General features: G+C 43.8%; 18 protein-coding genes. 3 read left to right on the top strand and 15 right to left on the bottom strand.

Annotation, left to right across the window (positions count from 1 at the left end; all coding sequences use genetic code 11):
• Positions 1-141 precede the first annotated feature (141 nt).
• The gene (locus tag MKZ09_RS09455; protein WP_036684435.1) at positions 142-549 is read left to right on the top strand and encodes a hypothetical protein; all 408 of its coding nucleotides are present in this window, start codon (positions 142-144) and stop codon (positions 547-549) included.
• Positions 546-1610, top strand: coding sequence for a phosphodiester glycosidase family protein (locus tag MKZ09_RS09450; protein WP_143767346.1), 1065 nt, complete (start codon positions 546-548; stop codon positions 1608-1610). The genes MKZ09_RS09455 and MKZ09_RS09450 overlap by 4 nt, the downstream gene beginning before the upstream one ends.
• A 349-nt stretch (positions 1611-1959) precedes the next feature.
• On the opposite strand, the gene MKZ09_RS09445 is transcribed toward MKZ09_RS09450, so the two are convergent.
• The 8 genes from MKZ09_RS09445 to MKZ09_RS09410 all read right to left on the bottom strand — a co-directional run bounded on the left by MKZ09_RS09445 (position 1960) and on the right by MKZ09_RS09410 (position 11120).
• Positions 1960-2214, bottom strand: a complete 255-nt coding sequence (locus MKZ09_RS09445; protein WP_036684437.1) for an AbrB/MazE/SpoVT family DNA-binding domain-containing protein — start codon at positions 2212-2214, stop codon at positions 1960-1962.
• A 127-nt stretch (positions 2215-2341) separates the two neighbouring features.
• A complete protein-coding gene (gene trmL, locus MKZ09_RS09440; RefSeq protein WP_076206325.1) occupies positions 2342-2806 on the bottom strand; it encodes a tRNA (uridine(34)/cytosine(34)/5-carboxymethylaminomethyluridine(34)-2'-O)-methyltransferase TrmL in 465 nt (154 codons plus the stop codon).
• Positions 2807-2930: 124 nt separating this feature from the next.
• Positions 2931-4019: a 3-phosphoserine/phosphohydroxythreonine transaminase gene (gene serC, locus MKZ09_RS09435; RefSeq protein ID WP_076206327.1), complete on the bottom strand. Its 1089-nt coding sequence runs from the start codon at positions 4017-4019 to the stop codon at positions 2931-2933.
• A 106-nt stretch (positions 4020-4125) separates the two neighbouring features.
• Complete coding sequence (locus tag MKZ09_RS09430; protein ID WP_036684443.1) at positions 4126-5013, bottom strand: hypothetical protein; 888 nt, start codon at positions 5011-5013, stop codon at positions 4126-4128.
• Positions 5014-5124: 111 nt separating this feature from the next.
• Complete coding sequence (locus tag MKZ09_RS09425) at positions 5125-7863, bottom strand: GH36-type glycosyl hydrolase domain-containing protein (RefSeq protein WP_076206329.1); 2739 nt, start codon at positions 7861-7863, stop codon at positions 5125-5127.
• Positions 7864-7892: 29 nt separating this feature from the next.
• The gene (locus tag MKZ09_RS09420; protein ID WP_036684447.1) at positions 7893-8729 is read right to left on the bottom strand and encodes a carbohydrate ABC transporter permease; all 837 of its coding nucleotides are present in this window, start codon (positions 8727-8729) and stop codon (positions 7893-7895) included.
• On the bottom strand, positions 8729-9622 hold the full coding sequence (locus MKZ09_RS09415) for a carbohydrate ABC transporter permease (protein WP_076126435.1): 894 nt from the start codon (positions 9620-9622) through the stop codon (positions 8729-8731). The genes MKZ09_RS09420 and MKZ09_RS09415 overlap by 1 nt, the downstream gene beginning before the upstream one ends.
• 127 nt (positions 9623-9749) lie before the next feature.
• Positions 9750-11120 carry an ABC transporter substrate-binding protein gene (locus MKZ09_RS09410; protein ID WP_076135882.1) on the bottom strand — a complete coding sequence of 457 codons (1371 nt, stop codon included), beginning with the start codon at positions 11118-11120 and terminating at the stop codon, positions 9750-9752.
• Between the two features lie 374 nt (positions 11121-11494).
• Between MKZ09_RS09410 and MKZ09_RS09405 the strand changes: the two genes are divergently transcribed.
• Positions 11495-12529: a LacI family DNA-binding transcriptional regulator gene (locus tag MKZ09_RS09405; RefSeq protein WP_036684452.1), complete on the top strand. Its 1035-nt coding sequence runs from the start codon at positions 11495-11497 to the stop codon at positions 12527-12529.
• 676 nt (positions 12530-13205) lie between these two features.
• Here MKZ09_RS09405 and glnA read toward each other — a convergent pair.
• From glnA to MKZ09_RS09370, 7 genes are all read right to left on the bottom strand, one after another.
• Positions 13206-14630, bottom strand: coding sequence for a type I glutamate--ammonia ligase (gene glnA / locus MKZ09_RS09400; protein ID WP_036684454.1), 1425 nt, complete (start codon positions 14628-14630; stop codon positions 13206-13208).
• 283 nt (positions 14631-14913) lie between these two features.
• Positions 14914-15960 carry a 3-deoxy-7-phosphoheptulonate synthase gene (gene aroF, locus MKZ09_RS09395; RefSeq protein ID WP_036684456.1) on the bottom strand — a complete coding sequence of 349 codons (1047 nt, stop codon included), beginning with the start codon at positions 15958-15960 and terminating at the stop codon, positions 14914-14916.
• A 263-nt stretch (positions 15961-16223) separates the two neighbouring features.
• The gene (locus MKZ09_RS09390; RefSeq protein WP_036684457.1) at positions 16224-17180 is read right to left on the bottom strand and encodes a 4-hydroxy-3-methylbut-2-enyl diphosphate reductase; all 957 of its coding nucleotides are present in this window, start codon (positions 17178-17180) and stop codon (positions 16224-16226) included.
• Positions 17181-17239: 59 nt separating this feature from the next.
• A complete protein-coding gene (locus MKZ09_RS09385) occupies positions 17240-18706 on the bottom strand; it encodes a sensor histidine kinase (RefSeq protein ID WP_076126425.1) in 1467 nt (488 codons plus the stop codon).
• A gap of 1 nt (position 18707) precedes the next feature.
• Entirely contained in the window at positions 18708-19397 is a 690-nt protein-coding gene (locus MKZ09_RS09380; RefSeq protein WP_036684461.1) for a response regulator transcription factor, read from the bottom strand.
• A 105-nt stretch (positions 19398-19502) separates the two neighbouring features.
• On the bottom strand, positions 19503-21176 hold the full coding sequence (locus MKZ09_RS09375) for a S1C family serine protease (RefSeq protein ID WP_076135884.1): 1674 nt from the start codon (positions 21174-21176) through the stop codon (positions 19503-19505).
• Positions 21177-21412: 236 nt separating this feature from the next.
• On the bottom strand, positions 21413-22066 hold the full coding sequence (locus MKZ09_RS09370) for a response regulator (RefSeq protein WP_036684464.1): 654 nt from the start codon (positions 22064-22066) through the stop codon (positions 21413-21415).
• Positions 22067-22069 lie beyond the last annotated feature (3 nt).

Below are 22069 nucleotides of genomic sequence, written 5' to 3'. Positions count from 1 at the left end.
CAATCTATAGAAATTGTATCGCAGTAGTTTAATAGGATGCAATTACTTTTTCTAGTTTTCATACTCTCTTACATTTTTGCGAATCTTGTCAAAGTCTGATAGAATGGGGACTTGAAAAAAAGACCAACCCGAGGTGATAAAATGCAACCGCTAGCGGAAACGTCCCCGGTACGCTCGCGCTCTACTACTGCGAGAAACGGCCCTTCCGTAAAATGGTTTTTACTGTTCTGGATTATGATGATCGGACTCGGCGTATATGCTGTATACAGCTACACGAACCATCTGAAGCAACAAGTGCTAACCGAACTTAGTACTCAGAGCCAGCAGCAGCTTACCGTTTTGAAGACCGACTATGAAGCAAAAATTGCCGTTCTCTCTGAAGAAGTGAAGGAATTGCAGAATACAGTGCAAAGCTTTAACGAACTATTAACCTTCACTAAAGATAATGCTAGTGCCAAGACAGATAACAGCAACAAGCTATATACGCAATTGAGTGAGGTAAGCAAACAGTTAGAAGCTTTGAAGAAAGAAATGGATCTGATCAAATGATGACGCCTGTCAAAAGAGTAAATCGCTTCTTCATGCTTCTAACTGCACCGTTCATAGGCTTGTTTATATGTATGTCGTGGTATCGGCCACCGCTACAGCTAGACCTTGATGTAGGACAATTCACACCAAGCGCTGGGCCAGTGAATGAAACAGCTTCCTTAAAAAAAGAGCTGACTCTGGCAGAGGCCTCCGCAGCTTACACCATTGATGCTGTCAGCGCTAGTGCCAAGCTATATAAAGAGACTACCACTACGATGAATAAGCTGGTCGAAACAGCAAAGTCTCAGGCGAACCGGCCTGAACTGATCTATAACCGCAGGATTTCAGCCAAGCTTGGAATACCTTCAGAGATTGTTACCAGCGACCGCATAAGAGTTGAGTTATATCGATTAAATCCAGGAAACTACAAAGCTTATGCGTTGAAAATCAAATTGAAGGACCCGACCGCTATGAAGATGAGCTTGGCGGAGACAGCCTCCGGTGCGGAAACTACTATGCATGCCGTACAGCGTAATGGGGCTATTGCTGGTATTAATGCAGGCGGCTTTGCAGATCAATCCGGAAAACGTTATCCCTTAAGCACAACTGTAGTGGATGGAAAGTATTTATACGGTTTTGAGCCCACGTACAAGGACCTAAGTTTTGTTGGGCTGAACAAATCCGGGCAATTAATCGGCGGGAAATTCTACAGTCGCGCACAATTAGATCAGCTTGATCCGGTATTCGGCGCCACCTTTGTACCTGTCCTCCTTAAAAACAACATCAAAACGCCCATACCCGAAAAGTGGAAAACATCCCCTAATCGGGCACCACGTACCGTGATCGGCAAATATAAAGATGATCAGATCCTGCTTTTTGTAGCAGATGGATATAATGAGTATGGCAGCTCTGGTGCACAGCTGGAGGAGATTCAGAACAAATTATCGAATATGGGTCTCGTAGATGCTTATAATTTAGATGGTGGTGGATCTTCCTCATTGATCTTTAACGGAAGAGTTATCAATAAACCATCCGATGGAAATCTAAGAGCTGTGCCAACGAATTTCCTGTTTTTTAAATAATATAGTAAATTGTCTATGTAACATATCACATTTGCGTTTATTTTTATTAAATTGCAGGTTATAATCTTGATAACGAATACATTCGCTATTGGAGGTGCCAGTATGTCGTTCTCATTAACCTTTTGGATCGTAATGTTCGTATTTGTGTTATTTATGGTCGGCATCCTTACCTCATCTTACAACGACGACAAAACAAAAGGCCTATAAAGCCGATATGTCCCTGCAGCCATTTGGTGCGGGGGCATTTTTTTCGTATACATAAAAAAACTGCCCTCCAAGTAGAAGAGTTCTACAAAGAGGACAGTTTTTTTATAAGCTCTTGGCTGTCAAAATTCAAAATATGTACTTCTTAGGCATGTCTTGGCAATTGAGTCATTTCCGAAAGGCATGCAGAACAAATATAACGATCTTTATATTCGCTTACACCATCCATTGATCCACAGAAAACACATTTTGGACGGTAACGCTCCAAGATGATATGGTCACCCTGTACCAAAATTTCAACCGGGTCGCCTTCATTCATCTGATACCTTTTACGCAGGGACTTAGGCAGAACAATTCTACCCAACTGATCCACTTTGCGAACTACACCAGCAGGTTTCATAACTAACGTACACCTCTCCTGTTCAAAAAAAATTATTTAGTAGCTACTACTTATTTCGGCTCTTTCAATATATTTCGTTACCTAATTGTCGAATCCTGCTGAAAAAAATAAAAAATTTGTCTTTTTTTTAAATAAGATTAGGGAAATCCAATTGTCGAAGCGCCTCGTACACAATAATAGCTGCCGAATTTGATAAATTCAGAGATCTCACAGCATGACTCATTGGCATGCGCATTTTTGTTTCTTTGCCTGCTTCTAGAATCTCTGCAGAAAGCCCCTTCGTTTCCTTGCCAAAAACAAAAAAATCGCCATCTTGGAACTCAAAGTCGCTGTATCTTTTCTCTGCTTTCGTCGTTGCGTAAAAGAAACGCCCCTCGCTATATTTCTCCAAAACCTCAGCAAAGGAGTCGTGATATTCAATAGTAACAGCATGCCAATAATCTAATCCTGCTCTTTTTAATGTAGCATCGTCTGTACGGAATCCGAGTGGGCGAACCAAGTGAAGATGAGTGCCTGTAGCGGCGCAAGTACGCGCAATGTTGCCAGTATTGGCCGGAATTTCCGGCTCGACTAATACGATATGGAGTGCCATTATATGGTTCCTTCCTCTCTAAAGGCTTAATAGCCAGATGTTTTACTCTAGTGCCTAACCATAGCTTCTCCAAACAAACTGAAAACCTTCCACCAAGAAGGCGGAAGGTTATAGATAGAATTCATTAACCTTGAGTTTGCCGGAAATGGTTCATGAAATCGGATAGTGCTTTTACACTTTCGTAAGGAACTGCATTGTAGATGGAAGCACGCAAGCCCCCAACACTGCGGTGACCCTTTAAGCCGACAAAACCTTCCAGTTCAGCAGCTTTGACAAACTGCTTTTCGAGTTCTTCTGATTGCATCCGGAAAGTAACGTTCATAATAGAGCGGCTGCCTTCTTCTGCAACGCCACGGTAGAAACCGTCACTTCCATCGATGTGATCATATAATAGACCCGATTTTTCAAGGTTCTTGGAATGGATGCCAGCTAAGCCGCCTTGCTCCTCAATCCATTTTAATACTTCGTTCACCATATATACAGAGAAAGATGGAGGTGTATTATAAAGAGAGTTATTCTTATAATGAGTGCTGTAACGCATGATAGTAGGAATGTTAGAAGGTGATTCTGCAAGCAATTCTTCTTTCGCGATAACTACAGTCACGCCTGAAGGTCCAAGGTTCTTTTGTGCTCCGGCATAGATCATTCCGAATTGGTTCACATCGATTGGACGGCAAAGTATATCACTAGACATATCCGCGATTAACGGAATCGAGCCTGCATCCGGAAATTCTGCATATTGCGTTCCTTCAATGGTCTCGTTGGAAGTAACATGAAGGTAAGCAGCATTCTCCGCAGCTTTGATCGAACTTAATTCAGGTATAGCCAAGAATTTCTTATCTTCGGAAGAAGCAGCAACATGAGCGCCTCCTACCAATTTGGCTTCTTTATAAGCTTTATCTGCCCAGCTACCTGTCATTACATAGCTACCTACTTGGCCTTCGGAAATTAAGTTCATAGGGATCATTGCAAACTGTGTGCTTGCTCCGCCTTGTACGAACAATACCTTATAGCCCTTCGGATTGCCGAGGAGCGAAAGCAGACGTTCCTGCGCTTCATTATGCACGGATTCGTAAATTGCACCACGGTGCGACATCTCCATGATAGACATTCCACTTTCCCGGAAATCAACAAACTCCGCTTGTGCGCGTTCCAGTACCGTAAGCGGCAATGCTGCCGGTCCGGCATTAAAATTGTATGCTCTCTTATTCAAAACTGCTCCCCACCCTTTCTCTCCTATCAATATGGATATGGTTATGATAGCAATATTCTCCCGCACCAGCAAGTATAATTATTCACATAAAAGGTTAAGACGGTACTCATTTCGCAGTGAAAAACCGGTAAGATCGGCGCCAGCTCTTGCTTTGACGCGGTAAAAGACTAATGTTCACAAATACTTCAGGAGAGACCACATGACCTTCTCCCCACAGGGCCATACGTTCTACTGGAAAGTCCCCACTCTCTCGCACGCCTGTTCCACTAGGCTTATGAACCAACTCCCAGGTGAACTCATTTTCCTGACCTTCCCAACCGCTCAACTTGCAATAAAAGGGTTTATCCGGTTCCTTTGACCAAGTAAGAGTATTCCCGGATACCTCTAGCAATTCTTTCGTATAGGAGGATTCTGGTTCTACTACCTTGAGTTCCCTCGGAAGACGCAGTTCAAAATCCTGCCCAATATTCAACCCATCGATTCCGATGAAGTTGTGAATATATTCCTCCGTATGGAAAGGCTTTTGCCCTTTGTTATGCAATTCATATGCAATTGTTAATTGATCTCCCTGTAAAGAAATCGTTTTGGTTAGCTGCACAGCATATCCGTTGCTTTCCATTGGGTGGATCGTATATGTGACCGCATCATTCCCTGCTTCAACATCCTTACTAAAAGAGGTTAAGGGGAACTCCTCATTGAAGCTGTATAATGGGGAATTTCCTTTTTGTAACAATCCGACTCCGATTTTTGGAAACCAGCCTCCGATTGGCGCTTCATCATATCCAATTGCCCGGGAAATGCCAAACTCATTACAAAGCCCCTTGCCCCCAGTTCCTTCGCCTGGCTTTAAGCTTTCTGGCACACAAAACGTATGTTTCCCTTCTTCTAATGTCACCTGTGTAATAAATCCTGTCCAGTCAAAACGAGTGCCCTTATACTCTCCGATATCAGCGATATCGACAGTTAATATGCCATTTGACAGTCTGCAACCCATACCTAACGCGCCCTTTCGTTCATTGTTACAATGAATAAATATTCATTATTGAAAAAAACGTCTGCAGCCGCTATGAATAACGGTGCAGACGTCTTAAAATATCGTATAAAGCTACGCCAATGTCACTTCAATCAAGTGGCATTTCTCTGTCTGCAGAGAGAGCAACTCTTCACGTGGAATAATCGCACTTCCTGAGCCGCGCTGCAGCGTCACCTCGCTGCCATTCAGGGTAACAGAGTGTATTTGGTACTCCCCGTAGTTTAAGCTTCCTGCGGCTTTATAGACCACTTCAAACTCGCGATCCGCAAAGATTGTCTTAATAGAGGCTTTTCCCTCGGAATCAAACTGCTCTTTAACAAGCTTTGGTTCCAACAAAAGATCACCTAGCTTACCCTTTACACCAAATACTTCAGTCACCATAGTTAACAGCAGCCAGCTTGCTGATCCTGTTAAATACGTATACATCCCTCTGCCTTGCTCGTTAATATACTCAGGAATTCCTGGGTATATGCGGGCTTTTGCAAAGTCAGTACTTAAGCTGTACAGAGATTCCAATACTTTATGTCCTTCTTTCACATATCCGCGTTTATACAACGCATTGCCATACATGATGGTCATGTGACTGAACATAGCACCGTTCTCTTTATGTCCAAAAGCAAAGCCAAAGGCGCGACCCAGATTTTGCTGGATCCCGCCGAAACGGGAATTAAGTCTGTACCCAATTTTGTCATCCAGTAGGTTACGATCCACGGCGGCAATGATATGAGGAATTTGCTCTGGCGCAGCTGCATGACCCATCAGCGGGAATACTTGACCTGTAAGCGTCATTTGAACGCCTTCTGCAAATTCTCCTTCCACTTGTTCTCCATCATTATTATAATAACCGTTAAACCAGCCTCCACCGTGTTCACTTTCCACCCACTCATTGCGGCGCAAGTGATTAAAGATCCACTCTGCTTTTTGTTCCAGATCGTCCGCTACTGTCTCTATGTCGAGTGCTGCACGAATACCGCTGACTTTGTTCGGAGCGGCAGCATAATAGTGATTAAGTCTTTCATGCTTGCCTGATACAGATTCATAATCCACTTGCTCACCAAGCGAATCTAGCAATAGTTTCATTTCTTCTGCCAATTCAACTGTCTCTTGCCCTTTAGAAGTCTTTAGCGTACGCAGCACACGAGAAATATCCAATAAGTTACTTGCGTAGAATGCTGTGAAAGCTACACTCTCACCCCGGTCTGCGCCCATATCAAGACCATCATTCCAGTCTGCGCCCTCCAGCAGGATATTATTGTGCTCTCCAACATTAAAGAACGGAACCAGATTTTGCAGCAGGATATGCTCCAGAATCGTACCTTTATAAACCTCACCAGAAGTTGTTCTGAGATCACTTCCTAGCGAGGTATCCCATGAAGTATCGCGTTCCTTACAGCGACTCATAAAGGTATCGCGGAAATACGTCTGTTCCTGCAATAAGAAATCAAGATCACCACTCTGATCCAGATATAACATAGTCGTTAAGAACGGCCAAGCTCCATGATCCATCCACACGCGCGGGATGTTGTTACGGTCGGCAATAAATTCACCAGGCTGTTGACCGATAATAGTGGCATTACTACCATCTATTCTTACCCCAGCGTAGTTGTTCAGCAGTAAGCTGCGTACTTCAGCCGGTTCCATAATAAGAAGTGCTAGACAATCCTGCCAAAGATCCCGCCAGCCACGTCCGCCTCTTCCATAATCATGATAAGGCAAGAAGGAGTTACCATAAAGTCTTCTAAGCACGGGTTGAATCGTAACCCATTTCATCCATTGGTCAGCATCTGAATCACCGGTATGAAATTCTACCATATTCACTTTATCTGCCCAGAAGGCTTTAGTTTCCTCAAGCAAATGATCAAAAGCTTCAGATGTACCATATTTGTTCATCAAAGCATCCACGTCAATTCTCTCGTTATGGATCGCCATAACTACTATATAAGAATGGCTGTCACCAGGAGACAGAGTAAGCGTCTCGTAACGAAGACCCCCGATAGCCTCATATCCCTCTCTTTGTACGCCTCCGCCCTTGCCAATCTCCGGCGTGTTGTTCAGGATAACAGCTTCCGGCCAATCCAGGCTTCCACCTTCTCCAATGAACTCCTCCTGCACCGGAAAGAACCCCGCAGGTTGACTGCCGTCACCCTCTGCACCAAATACTCCATAAGAAGTGTGATTGATGCGGTGTCCCCGCTCATCAAAGGAGAGCGCAGGCTGAACCTCAACACCATAGGGTGAAGTATAGATCCGGTTAAGCAAAGAGGTTACATGTCTATGATCGCGCAGATCATCCGCCGAACGCGCGTAGATCGGAACTACCGCTGTCGGTGTCAGCGTAATAGCCTCTGCTGCTGTATTCGTCAACGTAACCTTCATTAATTCGACTTTATCATTACCACTTGGCACAAAGCTGGTGATTTCAGCTTTAACACCCATCTCTGCGTTACAACGCGTTACGCGTTGCCACAGGAAACCAGCCTCTAGTACTGCTTCATCAGTAGAAGATGTATAGAAATCGGCATTTTGCTTAGCGGAGTTCCCCACTGCCGACCAAGCTCCCTTGCCGTCTACGTATACCCAGAAGTTGCGAGAAGCCCGCGAATTATGCAAATCTTCAACAGATAATGGCGGTGTTAAAAATGTATTATGACCTGTGGTAACCTGTCCATGAAGTTTTGGAGTTACTGTCGACATCATTCCCCCTTCATTCACTAGAGGGAAATATAGAAAACTGCTGCGATCCGGTTGCTGAAGCCTGAATTCCCCATCATTACCAGTGAATTCGAAGCCATGAATTTTATTACGATCCATTCTCTCCATCCTCTCATTTACACAACTACTTAAGCTTTAACCGCACCTGCCAATGCACCGTCAACGATATACTTTTGAATGAAGGTGTATAGGATGATAAGCGGTGCAGATACGATCATGATCCCGCACGCCAACATAGGCCAGTTGTTCCCGTATTGACCGCGGAATTCTTTAAGCCCGAAGGTGATTGGATAGTTTTCTGGACTCGGTAAATACATGACCGGCCCCACGAAGTCATTCCAGATACTAATTGCTGTTAGAATAACACCTGTAGCAATTACTGGTTTCATAAGTGGCATGATGATCTGGAACAAATAACGCATATATCCAGCGCCATCCATACCTGCTGCTTCATCCATCTCCCGGCTAATTCCTTTGATGTAACCTACAAACATCATGAACACGATACCCGTTCCGCCTGTTTTAAGGAGAATGTAACCCAGCTTCGTGTCATAACCTACAAATCCTAGCTCCTGTTTCATGGTAAGCATCAGCTTGAACTGTGCGACCATTGGATTCGGCAGGAACTGAGACATCAAGAAGAACAAATAAATAAATCCGCTCCACTTCACATAATTTCTCGCCACCGGGAAGGCCCCGAATAACGAAACAATTAGGGTCAGCACTGTTGCTACGGCTGTATACAGCAGACTGTTTAAGAAATAATTAGAGAAATTACCCTGTAGCCAAGCTTCTTTATAATTATCCCATTGAATACTTTTTACGAGACCGATAGGATCTAACAGATATTCTGTAAAGGACTTGAATGAAATATTGATTACAAATAACAACGGCATGATATACAAAACAAGCAACACTGCAATCAGAATATAAGAGAGAGTTTTGGCGGTTTTGGAATCCTTCATTAATATTCCACCTCTCTCTTACGCATTTGTTTCACTGCAAATACTACAAACACCAGAATCATAAGGAACTGAACCACGGAAAGCGCGGAAGGAAGTCCCATCTGTAGAGAACCACGGAACGTCTCTTTATAAACGTCATATGCCATCGTTCTTGTGTTAAAGCGACCGTCCGTAGTTGCGAGAATAATATCAAAGGTGGACATCGCACCGATAATAGACAAAATAATGTTAATCGTAAAGGATGGAGCGATAAGTGGGAATGTGATATTTTTAAAAGATTGCCACTTCGTAGTTCCGTCTATATATCCAGCCTCATACAAATCTTTCGGTACGGATTGTAGTCCCGCAAGGAAAATCAACATCGAATATCCCATATACATCCAAATTTGCGTAAATATAATATAACCGAACGCATGAGTGAAGCTTCCAAAGAACATATCTTTATAACCGAACAAAGAATCATACAGTTGGTTAACCGGACCACTCAGCGGATCGAACATCATGCCCCATACCAGTGCAACTACCGCCACACCAAGCACAACCGGTAAAAAGAATACCGCGCGATAGAAATAATCGCCTTTCAGCTTCTGATTGATAACTACGGCCATAAGCAGACCGACACCGTTCTGTACAATGGTTACAATGACCATGAAATAAATAGTACGTATAATGGAATCCCAACGCTCGCCTGAATTTCCTGAGTAAAATACATCATAATAATTGTCAAGGCCTACGAAACTCATCTTGCTTCCAGGAACGTTAGTGATATCTGTAAATGAATAGATGACCGTCATCATAGATGGGCCAAAATAGAAAATTACATACAATGATAATGGAATCATTAGCAGCAGAAGCGGTATATATCGTTTAAAACCTTTCCCGAACGGATACATTTCTCTCACCTACCCAATCCTAATTCAATAAAATGATCGGGGCCTGCACAAAACAGACCCCGAAGCTGTAAAACATGTTTGGTGTACAGTATGTTGTAGATTCTTTTTTATTTATCGGGATAGCTACTTATTTAGGTGCTGCTGCTTCCCATTCTTTTTGTTGTACGTCTGCAAGCTCTTTAGCGGTTTTAAACTCGCCGCCTGGTGCCAAATACTCAGTGTGAACGCCTTCAGCTGCAATGTGCTCACCAACGTTATCACGGTTAATCATCATAATTTCATAAGCAAGCTCGAAATCTCCAGTCATGTATGGAGCAAGTTCTTTGTCAATAAAGTCACTTTCAGTGGCAATATTGTCTTGTGTAGGCAAGAATCCTGCTGCTTTAACATATTCTGTGTAGTTTTCTGGTTCAGAGAAGAATTCCAGCCATTTCAAAGCGCCTTCTTTGTTCGGGCCTTTTTCTGCTGCATACCAAGTTACATCGTATTTACCGACAAGAGAATTATTCTTAGCAGCATCTTCTGTAGCTGGGATCGGGAAGTAACCAAATTTCACATCTGGATTTGCTGCCGCGATCGTAGGAGCATCCCAAGTTCCGTCAGCAATCATAGCTGCTTTTCCTGTTGCGAAAAACGAAGGTGCTGTTGCATAGTCGATACCCAAGAAACCGTCGATGATGTAGTTATCTTGAAGCGTCTTCATTTTCTCCAATACTTCTACAGCCTCAGCATCGTTAAATGCCGAAGTTCCCTTCCAAACGCCCTCAATCCATTGTTGTTGGTTGCCGCCACCCAGAATCTTAGCTTGCAAACCGAACACTGGCAATTTCAATGGCCATACGTCTTTACCAGCCACTACGATTGGAACAATACTCTTAGCTTTCAATGTATCTAGAACACTAATGAACTCCGTCCAAGTTGTAGGTACAGCCAGACCGTTTTGTTCAAAAATTTCTTTATTATAGAAGAATCCTGACATTGCTACTTTACCGGTTGGGATTGCATACACTTTATCTTTATAAGTGCCGGCTTTAGCAATATCATTCGCATTGTAGTTTTTAACGAAAGCTTCGTTGCTCAGATCAGCAATCAGTCCGGAATCAATCCATTGTTGCCAGTCTGGCACTTTCGCACCTGGTGTCCAATCTTTCGGGGACAATCTCATACCGGATAGATCGGCAAGAACATCTACGTCACCAGCTGTAATTCTTGCTCTTTGTGCTTGTTTGAATTCATCATCCGGACCCGTGGTTGTGTACTCCACTTTGTATTCCGGATATTTTTCTTCAAACTTTTTATTGATTTCTGTAATCACCTTGTTAATATTCTCTTGTTTCCAGTGTAAGATCTTAATCACTTTCTTATCACCAGATGCAGGCTTGTTTGTTCCGCTGCCCGGAGTAGCCTCACCATTCGCGTTGTTATTGCTGTTTCCACATGCTGCTAATGAGAGCACTAGCGCTGAGCTCAACAATACCGCAGAAAGCTTCTTTACCATTTTGTTACCCCCCAGATAATTTGTTATGACCCTTTAACGAAACCACATGCTAATTTCTGAAAATCACGAAACAGTAAGGACGATATCACAGAAAGCGGTTTCGGTGTTTTTATTATTGCATCGTTATTTGTCTTTGTAAAGTCTTTTTTCTTTGTTCATTTTTGAACGTTTTTTGAACCGATTATTCAAAAAAACCTTTAAAACCAAGCATAATCCTAGTTTAAGAGCAATATTCCATTGACTATAATCTTATTGAACTATAAAATAAGTAACGAAACTATTTCGTAAATCATAAATTCAAGTCATAAAAAATAGCCTTGAGTAGATTTTAAACATATATTACGGAACATTTTTCACTATAAGGGGGACTTAATTTGGCCTACAGCATCAAAGATATAGCGAAAATTGCTGGAGTTTCTGTTTCGACAGTATCCAAAATCATTAATAACTACAGTGATATTTCGGAAGATACCAAGACAAGGGTTCAACAAATTATAAAAGAAACTGGATATACCCCCTCCAATTCAGCTAAAACATTGGCTACGAAATCGTCTAATCTAATCGGAGTGATCTTTGCCGGAATGCTGAATGTCGACTTTACTCACCCTTTTTTCATCGAGGTGCTAAATTCATTTAAAAAACAAATGGGACTACTAGGTTACGACCTTATCTTTTTTTCCAATGAAAAATTCCAAAGTGGCGATACTAACGATTATCTTGCCCGTTGCCAGCATTTTAATGTAGATGGGTGTGTGCTTCTATCCGGACAGGAGCTAGAAACCTCTATCAGCGAACTAGACAACAGTGCAATTCCATGTATCGGCGTAGATTTAAAACTAACCGGTGACAACTCTGGTTTTATCATGTCGGATAATTTCAAAATGTCCTCCAAAGTGGTGGAACACTTTTACTTACTGGGCTATCGAGAGCTTGGCTACATCGGCAGCTCCTCAGATTCAGACATCTCCAATATGCGCGAAAGTGGTTATCGCAAAGCTCTTGAAGATTTAGGACTGCCTATTAACGAGAGCTGGTTCTTAAACGGAAGTAACTTCTTTGAGGCCAGCGGGTATGAGACGATGCGTAGAATGATTGAGAATGGAAATTTACCTAGAGCGATCTTCGCGGCGTCCGATCAGCTTGCTATAGGGGCGATGCGCGCCCTTAAAGAGGCTTCTATCGCTGTTCCTGAAACTGTCGCAATTATTGGCTGTGATGATATCGAGGCCTGCAATTATACAACCCCCCTATTGACTACCATCCGCCAAAATAAAGATAAGATCGGTCGCCTAGCAGCTCTAATGCTATATGATCTAATAAACAACCAATCCGGCACGAGTTCTTTCAGCGTGGAGCCAGAGCTTATCATTAGAGAGTCCTGCGGCGCTCCTGAACGGGGGCTAGTGTAGTCTTTCTGTGAGGTAAACGAATAGCAAAAAAAGGGCTGTCCCAAGCAGCATTTTGTGGCTTGGTGACAGCCTCTTTTATGCTCTTAACTTGATGCCCAAATGATTCTATGGGCGCACCTAGTGTTGCTCCGAATGATGCAATAAGTGAAGCACTTATAGAATAATTGGGGAATTACTCCCTAAAAATCAGAGATTTCTGTTCATCGTACTTATAATTAGGGAAAACTTCCCTGAATTTCGGCCTATTCGGTAACTAATGGAGGAATCACCCTAATTATTAGGGAGAAATTCCTTGATTTCATTCATTTAGAGCAAATATCGGCTATTTTCAGGGAGTTTTTCCCTAATTAGTTTAAATCCACTCTGTGCATTGCACAAACACAGAATGCATATCGCTCACCGCCCATAGTCCAGCGTCACAGATACCCCAAATCAGCTACTGCTAGCCGTACGAAAATCACACATAACAGTCACCCGCCAACCACCCCAATAGCATGGAACACTACTCATAACATAGAGCACTACTCATAGCTTAGAATACTACGCGTAGCATATAGTCATAGGGCACAATAAAATCCATTACTTGTCCTAATCCATAAAAAAGAAGCTGCCTCAAGTAGAATTCTCTACTTTTGAGACAGCTTCTTTTATTATAAAGATTATAATAGCACGAATCTTATAGGTCGAAGTACAGGGCATATTCATGTGGATGAACACGAATCGCTACCTCTTGTGCTTCAGAACGTTTCAGAGCAATATAGTTATCGATGAAGTCCTTAGTAAATACGTCGCCTTCTGTTAGGAACTCGTAATCAGCTTCCAAAGAATCAAGCGCTTCGCTCAGGCTGCCTGGAACGCTGCGAATTTTTTCTTTATCTGCATCAGACAATTCATAGATGTTCTTATCCAGAGGACCATAACCCAGTTCCTGCGGGTTAATCTTGTTCTTAATTCCGTCTAGGCCCGCCATCAGCATTGCGGAGAATGCCAAGTAAGGGTTAGCTGTGGAATCCGGTGTGCGGAATTCGATACGACAGCCTTTTGGTGTCACAGCTGCTACTGGGATACGAACTGCTGCAGAACGATTTCCTTTGGAGTAAACCAAGTTAACCGGTGCTTCATAGCCAGGAACCAGACGTTTAAAGGAGTTGGTGCTTGGGTTAGTCAAAGCGATCAATGCTGGTGCATGGTACAAAATACCACCGATATAATGAAGAGCCATTTCGCTCAAGTTAGCATAAGCGCCTTTTTCGTAGAACAAAGGAGTGTCTCCGTCAAAGATGGATTGATGCACGTGCATTCCGCTACCGTTATCTCCGAACAGCGGTTTTGGCATGAAGGTTGCTACCTTGCCATACTGACGTGCAGTGTTTTGTACAATATATTTATAAGTCATGAGATTATCAGCAGTTTTCTTCAAGGTATCAAAACGGAAGTTAATTTCCGCTTGACCTGCAGTGGCTACTTCATGGTGATGACGTTCAATGCGTAGTCCAACTTCAGCAAGCAGACGGCACATTTCACTGCGGATATCCTGTTGGGAGTCAACTGGTGCTACAGGAACATATCCACCTTTAACGCCAACTTTAAATGCTAAGTTGCCGCCCTCTTCTTTACGACCCGTATTCCAAGCCGCTTCTTCAGAATCTACGAAGAATGAGGATCTGTTCATGCCACTTTCGTAACGAACATCGTCAAAGATAAAGAATTCTGATTCAGGTGCAAAGAATGCAGATGTACCTACTCCGCTTTTTTGCAGGAATTCTTCTGCTTTCACAGCAATACCGCGAGGATCGCGCTCATAACGTTCGCCATCAGGAGTGAAAATGTCGCACATCACGTTCAGCGTTGGATGAGCTGTAAACGGATCTATGAATACACTATTCGGATCAGGCATCATAACCATGTCTGATTCTTCAATACCACGGAAACCTTTGATGGAAGAACCGTCGAATGCTACCCCATTTACAAAAGTTTCATCTTCCACTTCAGAAGCTGGCAGAGAGATGTGGTGGGCACGACCACCTAAATCTACGAATCGAAAATCTACCCACTCGATATTGTTCTCTTTAATTGTTTGCAACACTTTTTCAACCGACATGAATTTTTCCTCCCCCAAGTTCCGAACATTAGGCCGCTCACAGTATGCAAATGTTCTTGTTTTAATTTTTTTTGCTGTCGTAATTATAAATCTCATACCTAACATCGTCAATGCTTATGTCAGGTATTTCTTTCAGCAATGTAAGATATTCTAACGCTTTCGTGAAATCTGTTATTTTCGCATATTTTCATGTCACATTTATTTTATCCAACTCCAAAAAAACCCTCTTTTCCCACTAGGTCGCGGGTTAAGAGGGCTTCCGAGGAAGCTAATAGATTAAATTTTATAGAGCCGAAACCGTTTCTGGCGAAGTAGAAAACTTACGTCCAACAATTGGAGCCAGCTTTTCCAGATCCTTAAGCAGGTTATCAAACTGATCAGGGAATAACGATTGAACACCATCACCTGTCATGGAATTGTCCGGATCTGTGTGCATTTCGATAATTAGCCCATTTGCGCCAGCAGCAACAGAAGCTTTGGCCATAGGCTCAACTAACTCACGACGACCGGTTCCGTGACTTGGGTCAGAGATTACTGGAAGATGGCTTAAGCTTTGTAACACAGGAATAGCCGATAGATCCAGCGTGTTACGAGTGTAGGTCTCAAATGTGCGAATACCGCGCTCACAGAGCATTACATCCTTATTACCGCCTGCCAAAATGTACTCCGCTGCATTGAGCAACTCATCGTAGGTCGCACTGAAGCCGCGTTTTAAAAGAACAGGTCTGCCACAGGTCCCCAGCTTGCGCAGCAAATCAAAGTTCTGCATATTCCGTGTACCCACCTGCAGAATATCCGCATGCTCCGCACAGATATCAACATACTCTGGTGTCATAACCTCTGTAATGGTCAACAGCCCATGACGCTTTCCTGCTTCAGCCATCATAGTCAAACCTTCTACACCTACGCCTTGGAAGCTGTACGGTCCTGTACGGGGCTTAAACGCGCCTCCACGAAGTACCTGAGCACCAGACGCTTTAACAAGCCGGGCGATCTCATCAATCTGCTCTGGAGATTCAACAGCGCAAGGACCGCCCATGATCACCAGGTTTTCTCCACCAATCTTCACACCCTTGATATCAATAATCGTATCCTCAGGATGGAAATCCCGGCTGGCCAGCTTGTAGGATTTGGAGATCTTTACGACGTTCTCTACACCCTTCATTTGCCGTAAATGCTCGGCGAGCTTAGGAGTGACGCCTCCCACTAAACCTATCACCGTGTGATCTGCTCCTCTGGAGAGATGCACCTGCAAACCTTCTTTTTCGATTACAGCAATTATATCTTTAACCTGCTCTTCCGGTGTTTGATTTGATGTAATGACGATCATATTTATAACTCCCTCTCTACACTTAAATTTATAATAATTCCGCTAGATACTATCGCGCTACGACGCGTGTTCGCTTTTAAGCTTTTATGCTTTTAATCACTAAAGTAATTCTACCTCAAAAAACGATTATAGTCAATCTATATTCTAGATTCCTATGTCGGAAGCGTTCTTTCGATAAAAAAGAACACTTAACCTCGACTGACGAAGTTAAGCGCTCTTGTTGCAGCGTTCATAATATATAAGTTCGAGCCTAGCCCATTACATTAAGTAGTACTTGCACTCTTATTCTTAACCGGTGGAAGCAGCTTCGCCATATTCACTGTACGTTTGATCTCCCACGTCTCCGGATTAGCCGAATCATACTGATCTAAATAGTTAATCACTTCTTTGGTGATAGGTGTAGGTGTGGACGCGCCAGAAGTGACGCCAACGATATTCACACCCTCTAGCCATTCTGTTTGGAGTTCAGACACATCAGAAATACGATGGGCAGGAACCCCAGCGATTTCTTCCGACACCTGTGCCAGACGATTAGAGTTGTTGCTTCGCGGATCACCGACAACAATCACCAGATCACATTGCCCCGCTTGTTCCGCCACAGCCTCTTGACGTACCTGGGTAGCCATACATATCTCATTATGCACTTCAGCACCTGGGAAGGTCTCTAGAAGCTTTTTCATAATATGTTTAATATCCCACTGGCTCATAGTAGTCTGATTTGTAATGACGATACGTGAAGAAGGGATGGATAACGTAGCAATCTCATCTTCTTTTTCAATCAGATGCACATGCTCAGGGGCAATACCGACAGCACCCTCCGGTTCCGGATGGCCTTTTTTGCCGATATAAATGACCTCATAACCGTCATCTACTTTTTCCTGAATAAGATCATGTGTCTTCGTGACATCAGGACAGGTGGCGTCGACCGTAGTCAGACCCTTGTCCCTAGCCATCTTACGCACCTCAGGAGAAACCCCGTGTGCAGTGAATATAACGGTCCCACTATCCACTTTATCCAGAATATCCAGACGATTATGTCCGTCCAAAGTAATAATGCCATCATCTTCGAACGAATTCGTGACATGACTGTTATGAACAATCATACCCAGTATATAAATCGGCCGGGGAAGATCGAGATTTTGCGCAGCCTGCCGTGCCATAACCATTGCATCGACAACTCCGTAACAATATCCCCGGGGAGAGATTTTAATGACTTCCATGAGTTCACCAGCTTTCTGCTTTCATTGACCTCTGTAATAGGACACTTCTAAATTATACCCTATTCCAGCGGCGGAGCAAAGAGAAGCGGTAACCAGATGACAAAAGTGGTACCCTCACCTTGGCGTGTAACAACCTCCACAGACCCACCATGCTCGTCAATAATCCACTTAGCAATGGATAAGCCAAGCCCAATCCCTTCCGTAATTCCACGCGATTCATCTGCACGATAGAAACGGTCAAAGATATATGGAACCTCATCTTTATCCATACCAATCCCTGTATCAGTGATCCGAATGCCAATCTGATTCTGATAGAAGAGGGTATCCAAACTCACGATGCCTGAAGGCGTGTACTTAAAGGCATTATCAATAAAAATAAAGAGCATTTGCTGTAGATAATCTTTATTCCCAACTATATATTTACCATTTAAGACTGACATATCACCTGTAACCCACTCGGCTTGACGGGGCAGGAAAGAGGCGCGGCGCGCAATCTCATTCATCATCGGTTCCAGTGCCACGGGCTCTATATCAAAAGTACGTCCAGTATCCGCACGCGCGAGCGAGAGCATATCCGCTACCAAGCGGCTCATACGCTTAGACTCGTCTGCGATATCCTGCACCGATTCAAGCGATAGCTGGCGAATCTCAGCTTCACTCATCTTCCCTTCTCCGGGTTCCATCTCCCAAACCTTTTGCAGCAGATCAATATTTCCGCGAATCGTAGTGAGCGGTGTCCGAAGCTCGTGTGAAGCATCTGAAACGAAACGGCGCTGAGCCGCATACGAATCCTCCAGCTCTGTGTAGAACCCTTCCATACGCCCAAGCATACTGTTAACGGTCTCAATAAGTCTTCCTATCTCGTCTGGCGGCCCATCGTATTCAATACGCGAGCTTAAATCATTCCCCGTCTGAATCCCATTCGCAGCTTCAATTACTTTGCCGATTGGACTCATGGATTTGCGCGCAAGGAACAAGCCGAAGGTAAATGCCGCGATCAGGGTAGCAAAAGAACCTACGAGTAGTATATTTTTTAAACGCTCCAAGAGCTTGTCTTCCGAATTTGACGGTGTTGCCACCTGCAGAAGGGCCACAGGGCTCTTATTCAAGTCATATATCGGTATCTGATAAACCATCAAATGATATCCGCCAAGCGTAGTCTGTTTGAACCCGTGAGCTTTATCAATATCTTCCAGTTTCGGAACATCGAATTGGATATCTAGATAATGCAAGTTCTCGGACTTTTGCAGGTTCTCATTATTATAGATGTAGGTTTGCACCAGAATATTTGCTTCTTCCAGTTTGTTGCCGAAGAAGGGGTTAATGCTCACACTTTGCAACGAACCGTCATACGCCCAGTTGGGATTGAGGTTGGTTACAAGCTGCTCACCCTGTTTTTGTATACGATCCTTCAAGTCCCCATAAGTATTAAAATAAACAAAACCGTAAATTGCGGCTGATAAGGCCAGCAGCATAACGGCCAAAATCCCTGAATACCAAGCAGTCAGCCGCAATCTTATAGACATGTTAGTTGTCACCTCTTAGAATGTAACCGGCACCCCGGATCGTTTGAATGAGGCGTTTACCGCCATGCTCCTCCGTCTTTTGACGTAGCATAGCTATGTATACCTCAAGCACATTAGATTCACCGCTATAATCATAACCCCATATTTTATCCATGATCAGATCCCGTGAAAGCACACGTTTCGGATTCTGCATAAAAAGATGAAGCAGCTCAAACTCCTTCGCTGTTAGCTCCAGTCTTTTACCGGCGCGTGTAACCTCACGTGAATCCACATCCAGCGTAATATCTTCATAAGAAACCGCTTGCTCTCCACCTTCGCTTTGCTCACTCTTACGCCGAAGCAGCGCACGTACACGTGCAAGCAGTTCTTCCAGCGCGAAAGGTTTAACCAGATAATCGTCCGCACCCAGATCAAGCCCTTTTACACGGTGCTCAATTTCATCCTTCGCGGTAAGCATGAGAACAGGAACATTACTGCCCCCTTCCCGCAAACGGCGACATACTTCAAAGCCATCCACCTGAGGCATCATTACATCCAAAATTACCACATCCGGATCACTGCTCAAGATTGCCCGTAATCCATCCGCTCCATTCACCGCTGTTTTCACATCGTAACCTTCAAAAGCTAAACCTCTACGCAGCATAGAAATAATCTTTTCGTCATCATCAATAATTAGAATATTCGGTCGCATCAAGCAGCCCCCATTGTTCAGTTCTTTTTATATATTGTAGCAGTTTACATCACAATTAGACAAAAACGGAAGGGTCGCCCCTTCCGTGTGACTTACCGTCCGGTATTATTGCTGCTGACTTTGTTGTGTAGTCGTTGTATCAAAATCATTTTTGTTGCCGATGGTAACTGAAAGATCCATGGTTTTACCGTCGCGCACAACATTTAATGTTACTTTGTCACCAACTTTTAACGTTTGAATGAAAGTAATCAGATCTTGGTTGGTTGCATACTTCGTTCCATTCGCACCGGTAATGATATCGTAAGGGCGCAGATCAGCGGTATACGCTGGGGATTTATAGATAATATCTGCAACCACAGAACCTTCTTTAATATCCGTACCCATTTGCTTAGCAACCTCATCTGTAATCGTCATAAGAGTTGCACCAATGAAAGGTACTGGCTCTTTCGGAATGGCTTGGTTGGCTTCCAGTTTATCTACGACTTCTTTAATCGTATTCACAGCGATTGCGAAACCAATACCTTGAGAATCCGTGCTGACGGCTACGTTCATCCCGATTACCTGTCCATTCATGTTGAGCAACGGCCCACCTGAGTTACCCGGGTTGATAGAAGCGTCGGTTTGCAGTAGGTTTTTGTAATTACGAGTTCCACTGCCATCTTCTTCGTTAATATCAATACTGCGTCCTTTTGCACTAAGCACACCGGAAGTTACAGTATGGTCGAAGCCTTGTGGGTTACCGATAGCAACCACTTCTGAACCTACCTTTATGCTATCCGAATCTCCAAGTGCTACGGTAGGGAAATCACTATCTCCTTCAATTTTAAGCACAGCCAAATCCAGATCTTTGCTAGAGCCTAACAGCTTAGCTTCATAAGGCTTGGTTACGCCATCCACAGTGACTTGGATTACATCGGCATTGTCAATTACGTGCTGGTTGGTCAAAATATAACCGGATTTCTCATAAATGAAGCCTGTTCCAATTCCATAAGGGATAAGCTGTGATGAAGAATTCGATCCTGATTTGGAATCCTGTTCATTTTGTGAAGAACCATTTCCACTGTATTGATCCCCGAAGAAAAATTGTGAGAAGGGATCACTCAGATTCGGACTGGATGAGCTTCCATTACGCGAATTAGATTTCACTAATGTCTCAATCTTAACGACTGCTGGTCCTACCGCATCAACAACGCCTGTCACATCACGAGATCCAGTCACCAAGGATGTAGTAGAAGTAGAAGGTGTAACACCTGCACTCTCGCCCGTTGTCTTCGCCGTTCCATTCGTTCCCGAGCTAGCAACCGTTGTAGCTGTATCTCCCGTAAACCAGTTACCTCTATCGGCCATATACATTGAACCCGAGAGAACGACCATACCGGCTAAGAACGATACCAGCACTGTTTTTAACGAGCTTTTTGGTTTTTTATTATATTGCCAGCCGCCGCCACCTTCAGAACCGCCACCGCCATTCCCTCCGCGTCCACCACCATTGCCATCATAGCCAGTGGTGCGAAGCGATGTATTATATGGTAATGGCTTTACAGGCTGTGGAGGTGTAACCTCGACCCGTTCTGGCTCCATGCGATTGTAGTGCTGCGCGCCTCCGTCAGCGTTATCCTCATCTTTGTTCAAAGATTTAAAAGGTCCGTAAGAATAGTAGTATGATGAGGAGCCTGTTTCAGATGTAGTATTATTATTGCTGCTATTGTTATTATTGTCCCATTCCCGATCTGGTGCTGGTCCATTGTCGCGATTGAAGTTGTTTTTGTTATCGTCCATGTTTATCTTTCCTCCTGCTTCCTGTCGCCGTGACAAGGATTAATTTGTTTTCATGTTCTTATTTTGTACTTTAAACCTTAAGGTCACATTAAAAACAATTTAAGCGCAGATAAAAGATATAGGCAAATGGGAGGAGATTAGGCAGGAAAGTAAAAAAAGAAGCTCGGGCGCGCAAAACGTCGCGGTCCGAGCTTCTAAAACCATTTCAAATAGTAATGCACCTTAGTCTACAAGTCCTACCCCTGAGCCCAGCCCTTCCGATGAGCGTAAATAGCCAACTGGGTACGGTCATCAAGCTCGCATTTCATCAAAAGATTGCTGACATGCGTCTTCACTGTCTTGATGCTGATATGCAGCTCCTCACCGATATCCTTATTGGTCTTGCCCTCAGCTATAAGCAGCAGGACCTCCTTCTCACGCTCCGTTAAACCGGAGGAATCACCTTGCACGGTGCGCTGGCGAATACCACGGGTCAGCGCCTGTGACACATCCCCCGTCATGACTGGCATGCCGCGGTAAGCCCCTTGCAATGCGTAGATTAACTCTTCTGCCGACACTGTTTTGAGCACGTAGCTGACTGCACCAGCCTCTATAGCATCTACAACAAGATCATCCTCCAGGAAGCTGGTGAGGATCACGATTTTGAGACCAGGAAATTCAGCCAGCACTGCTCTTGTGGTCTCGGCACCATTCATCACAGGCATCATCAAATCCATCAGTACGAGGTCAGGCAGACCTTCATGTCCACCAGCACGCAGCATCTCCAGCGCCTCTTGTCCATTCGCCGCCTCACCGATGACCTCGAATGTAGGCTCCAGCATTAGATAAGTTTTGAGGCCCATCCGTACCATATCATGATCATCTACGAGCAACACTTTTATGACACTCATGCT

This window comes from Paenibacillus sp. FSL R5-0908 (assembly GCF_038006245.1).
Taxonomy (GTDB): Bacteria; Bacillota; Bacilli; order Paenibacillales; family Paenibacillaceae; genus Paenibacillus_AQ; species Paenibacillus_AQ odorifer.
This window is presented reverse-complemented; position numbering and strand designations above follow the sequence as displayed.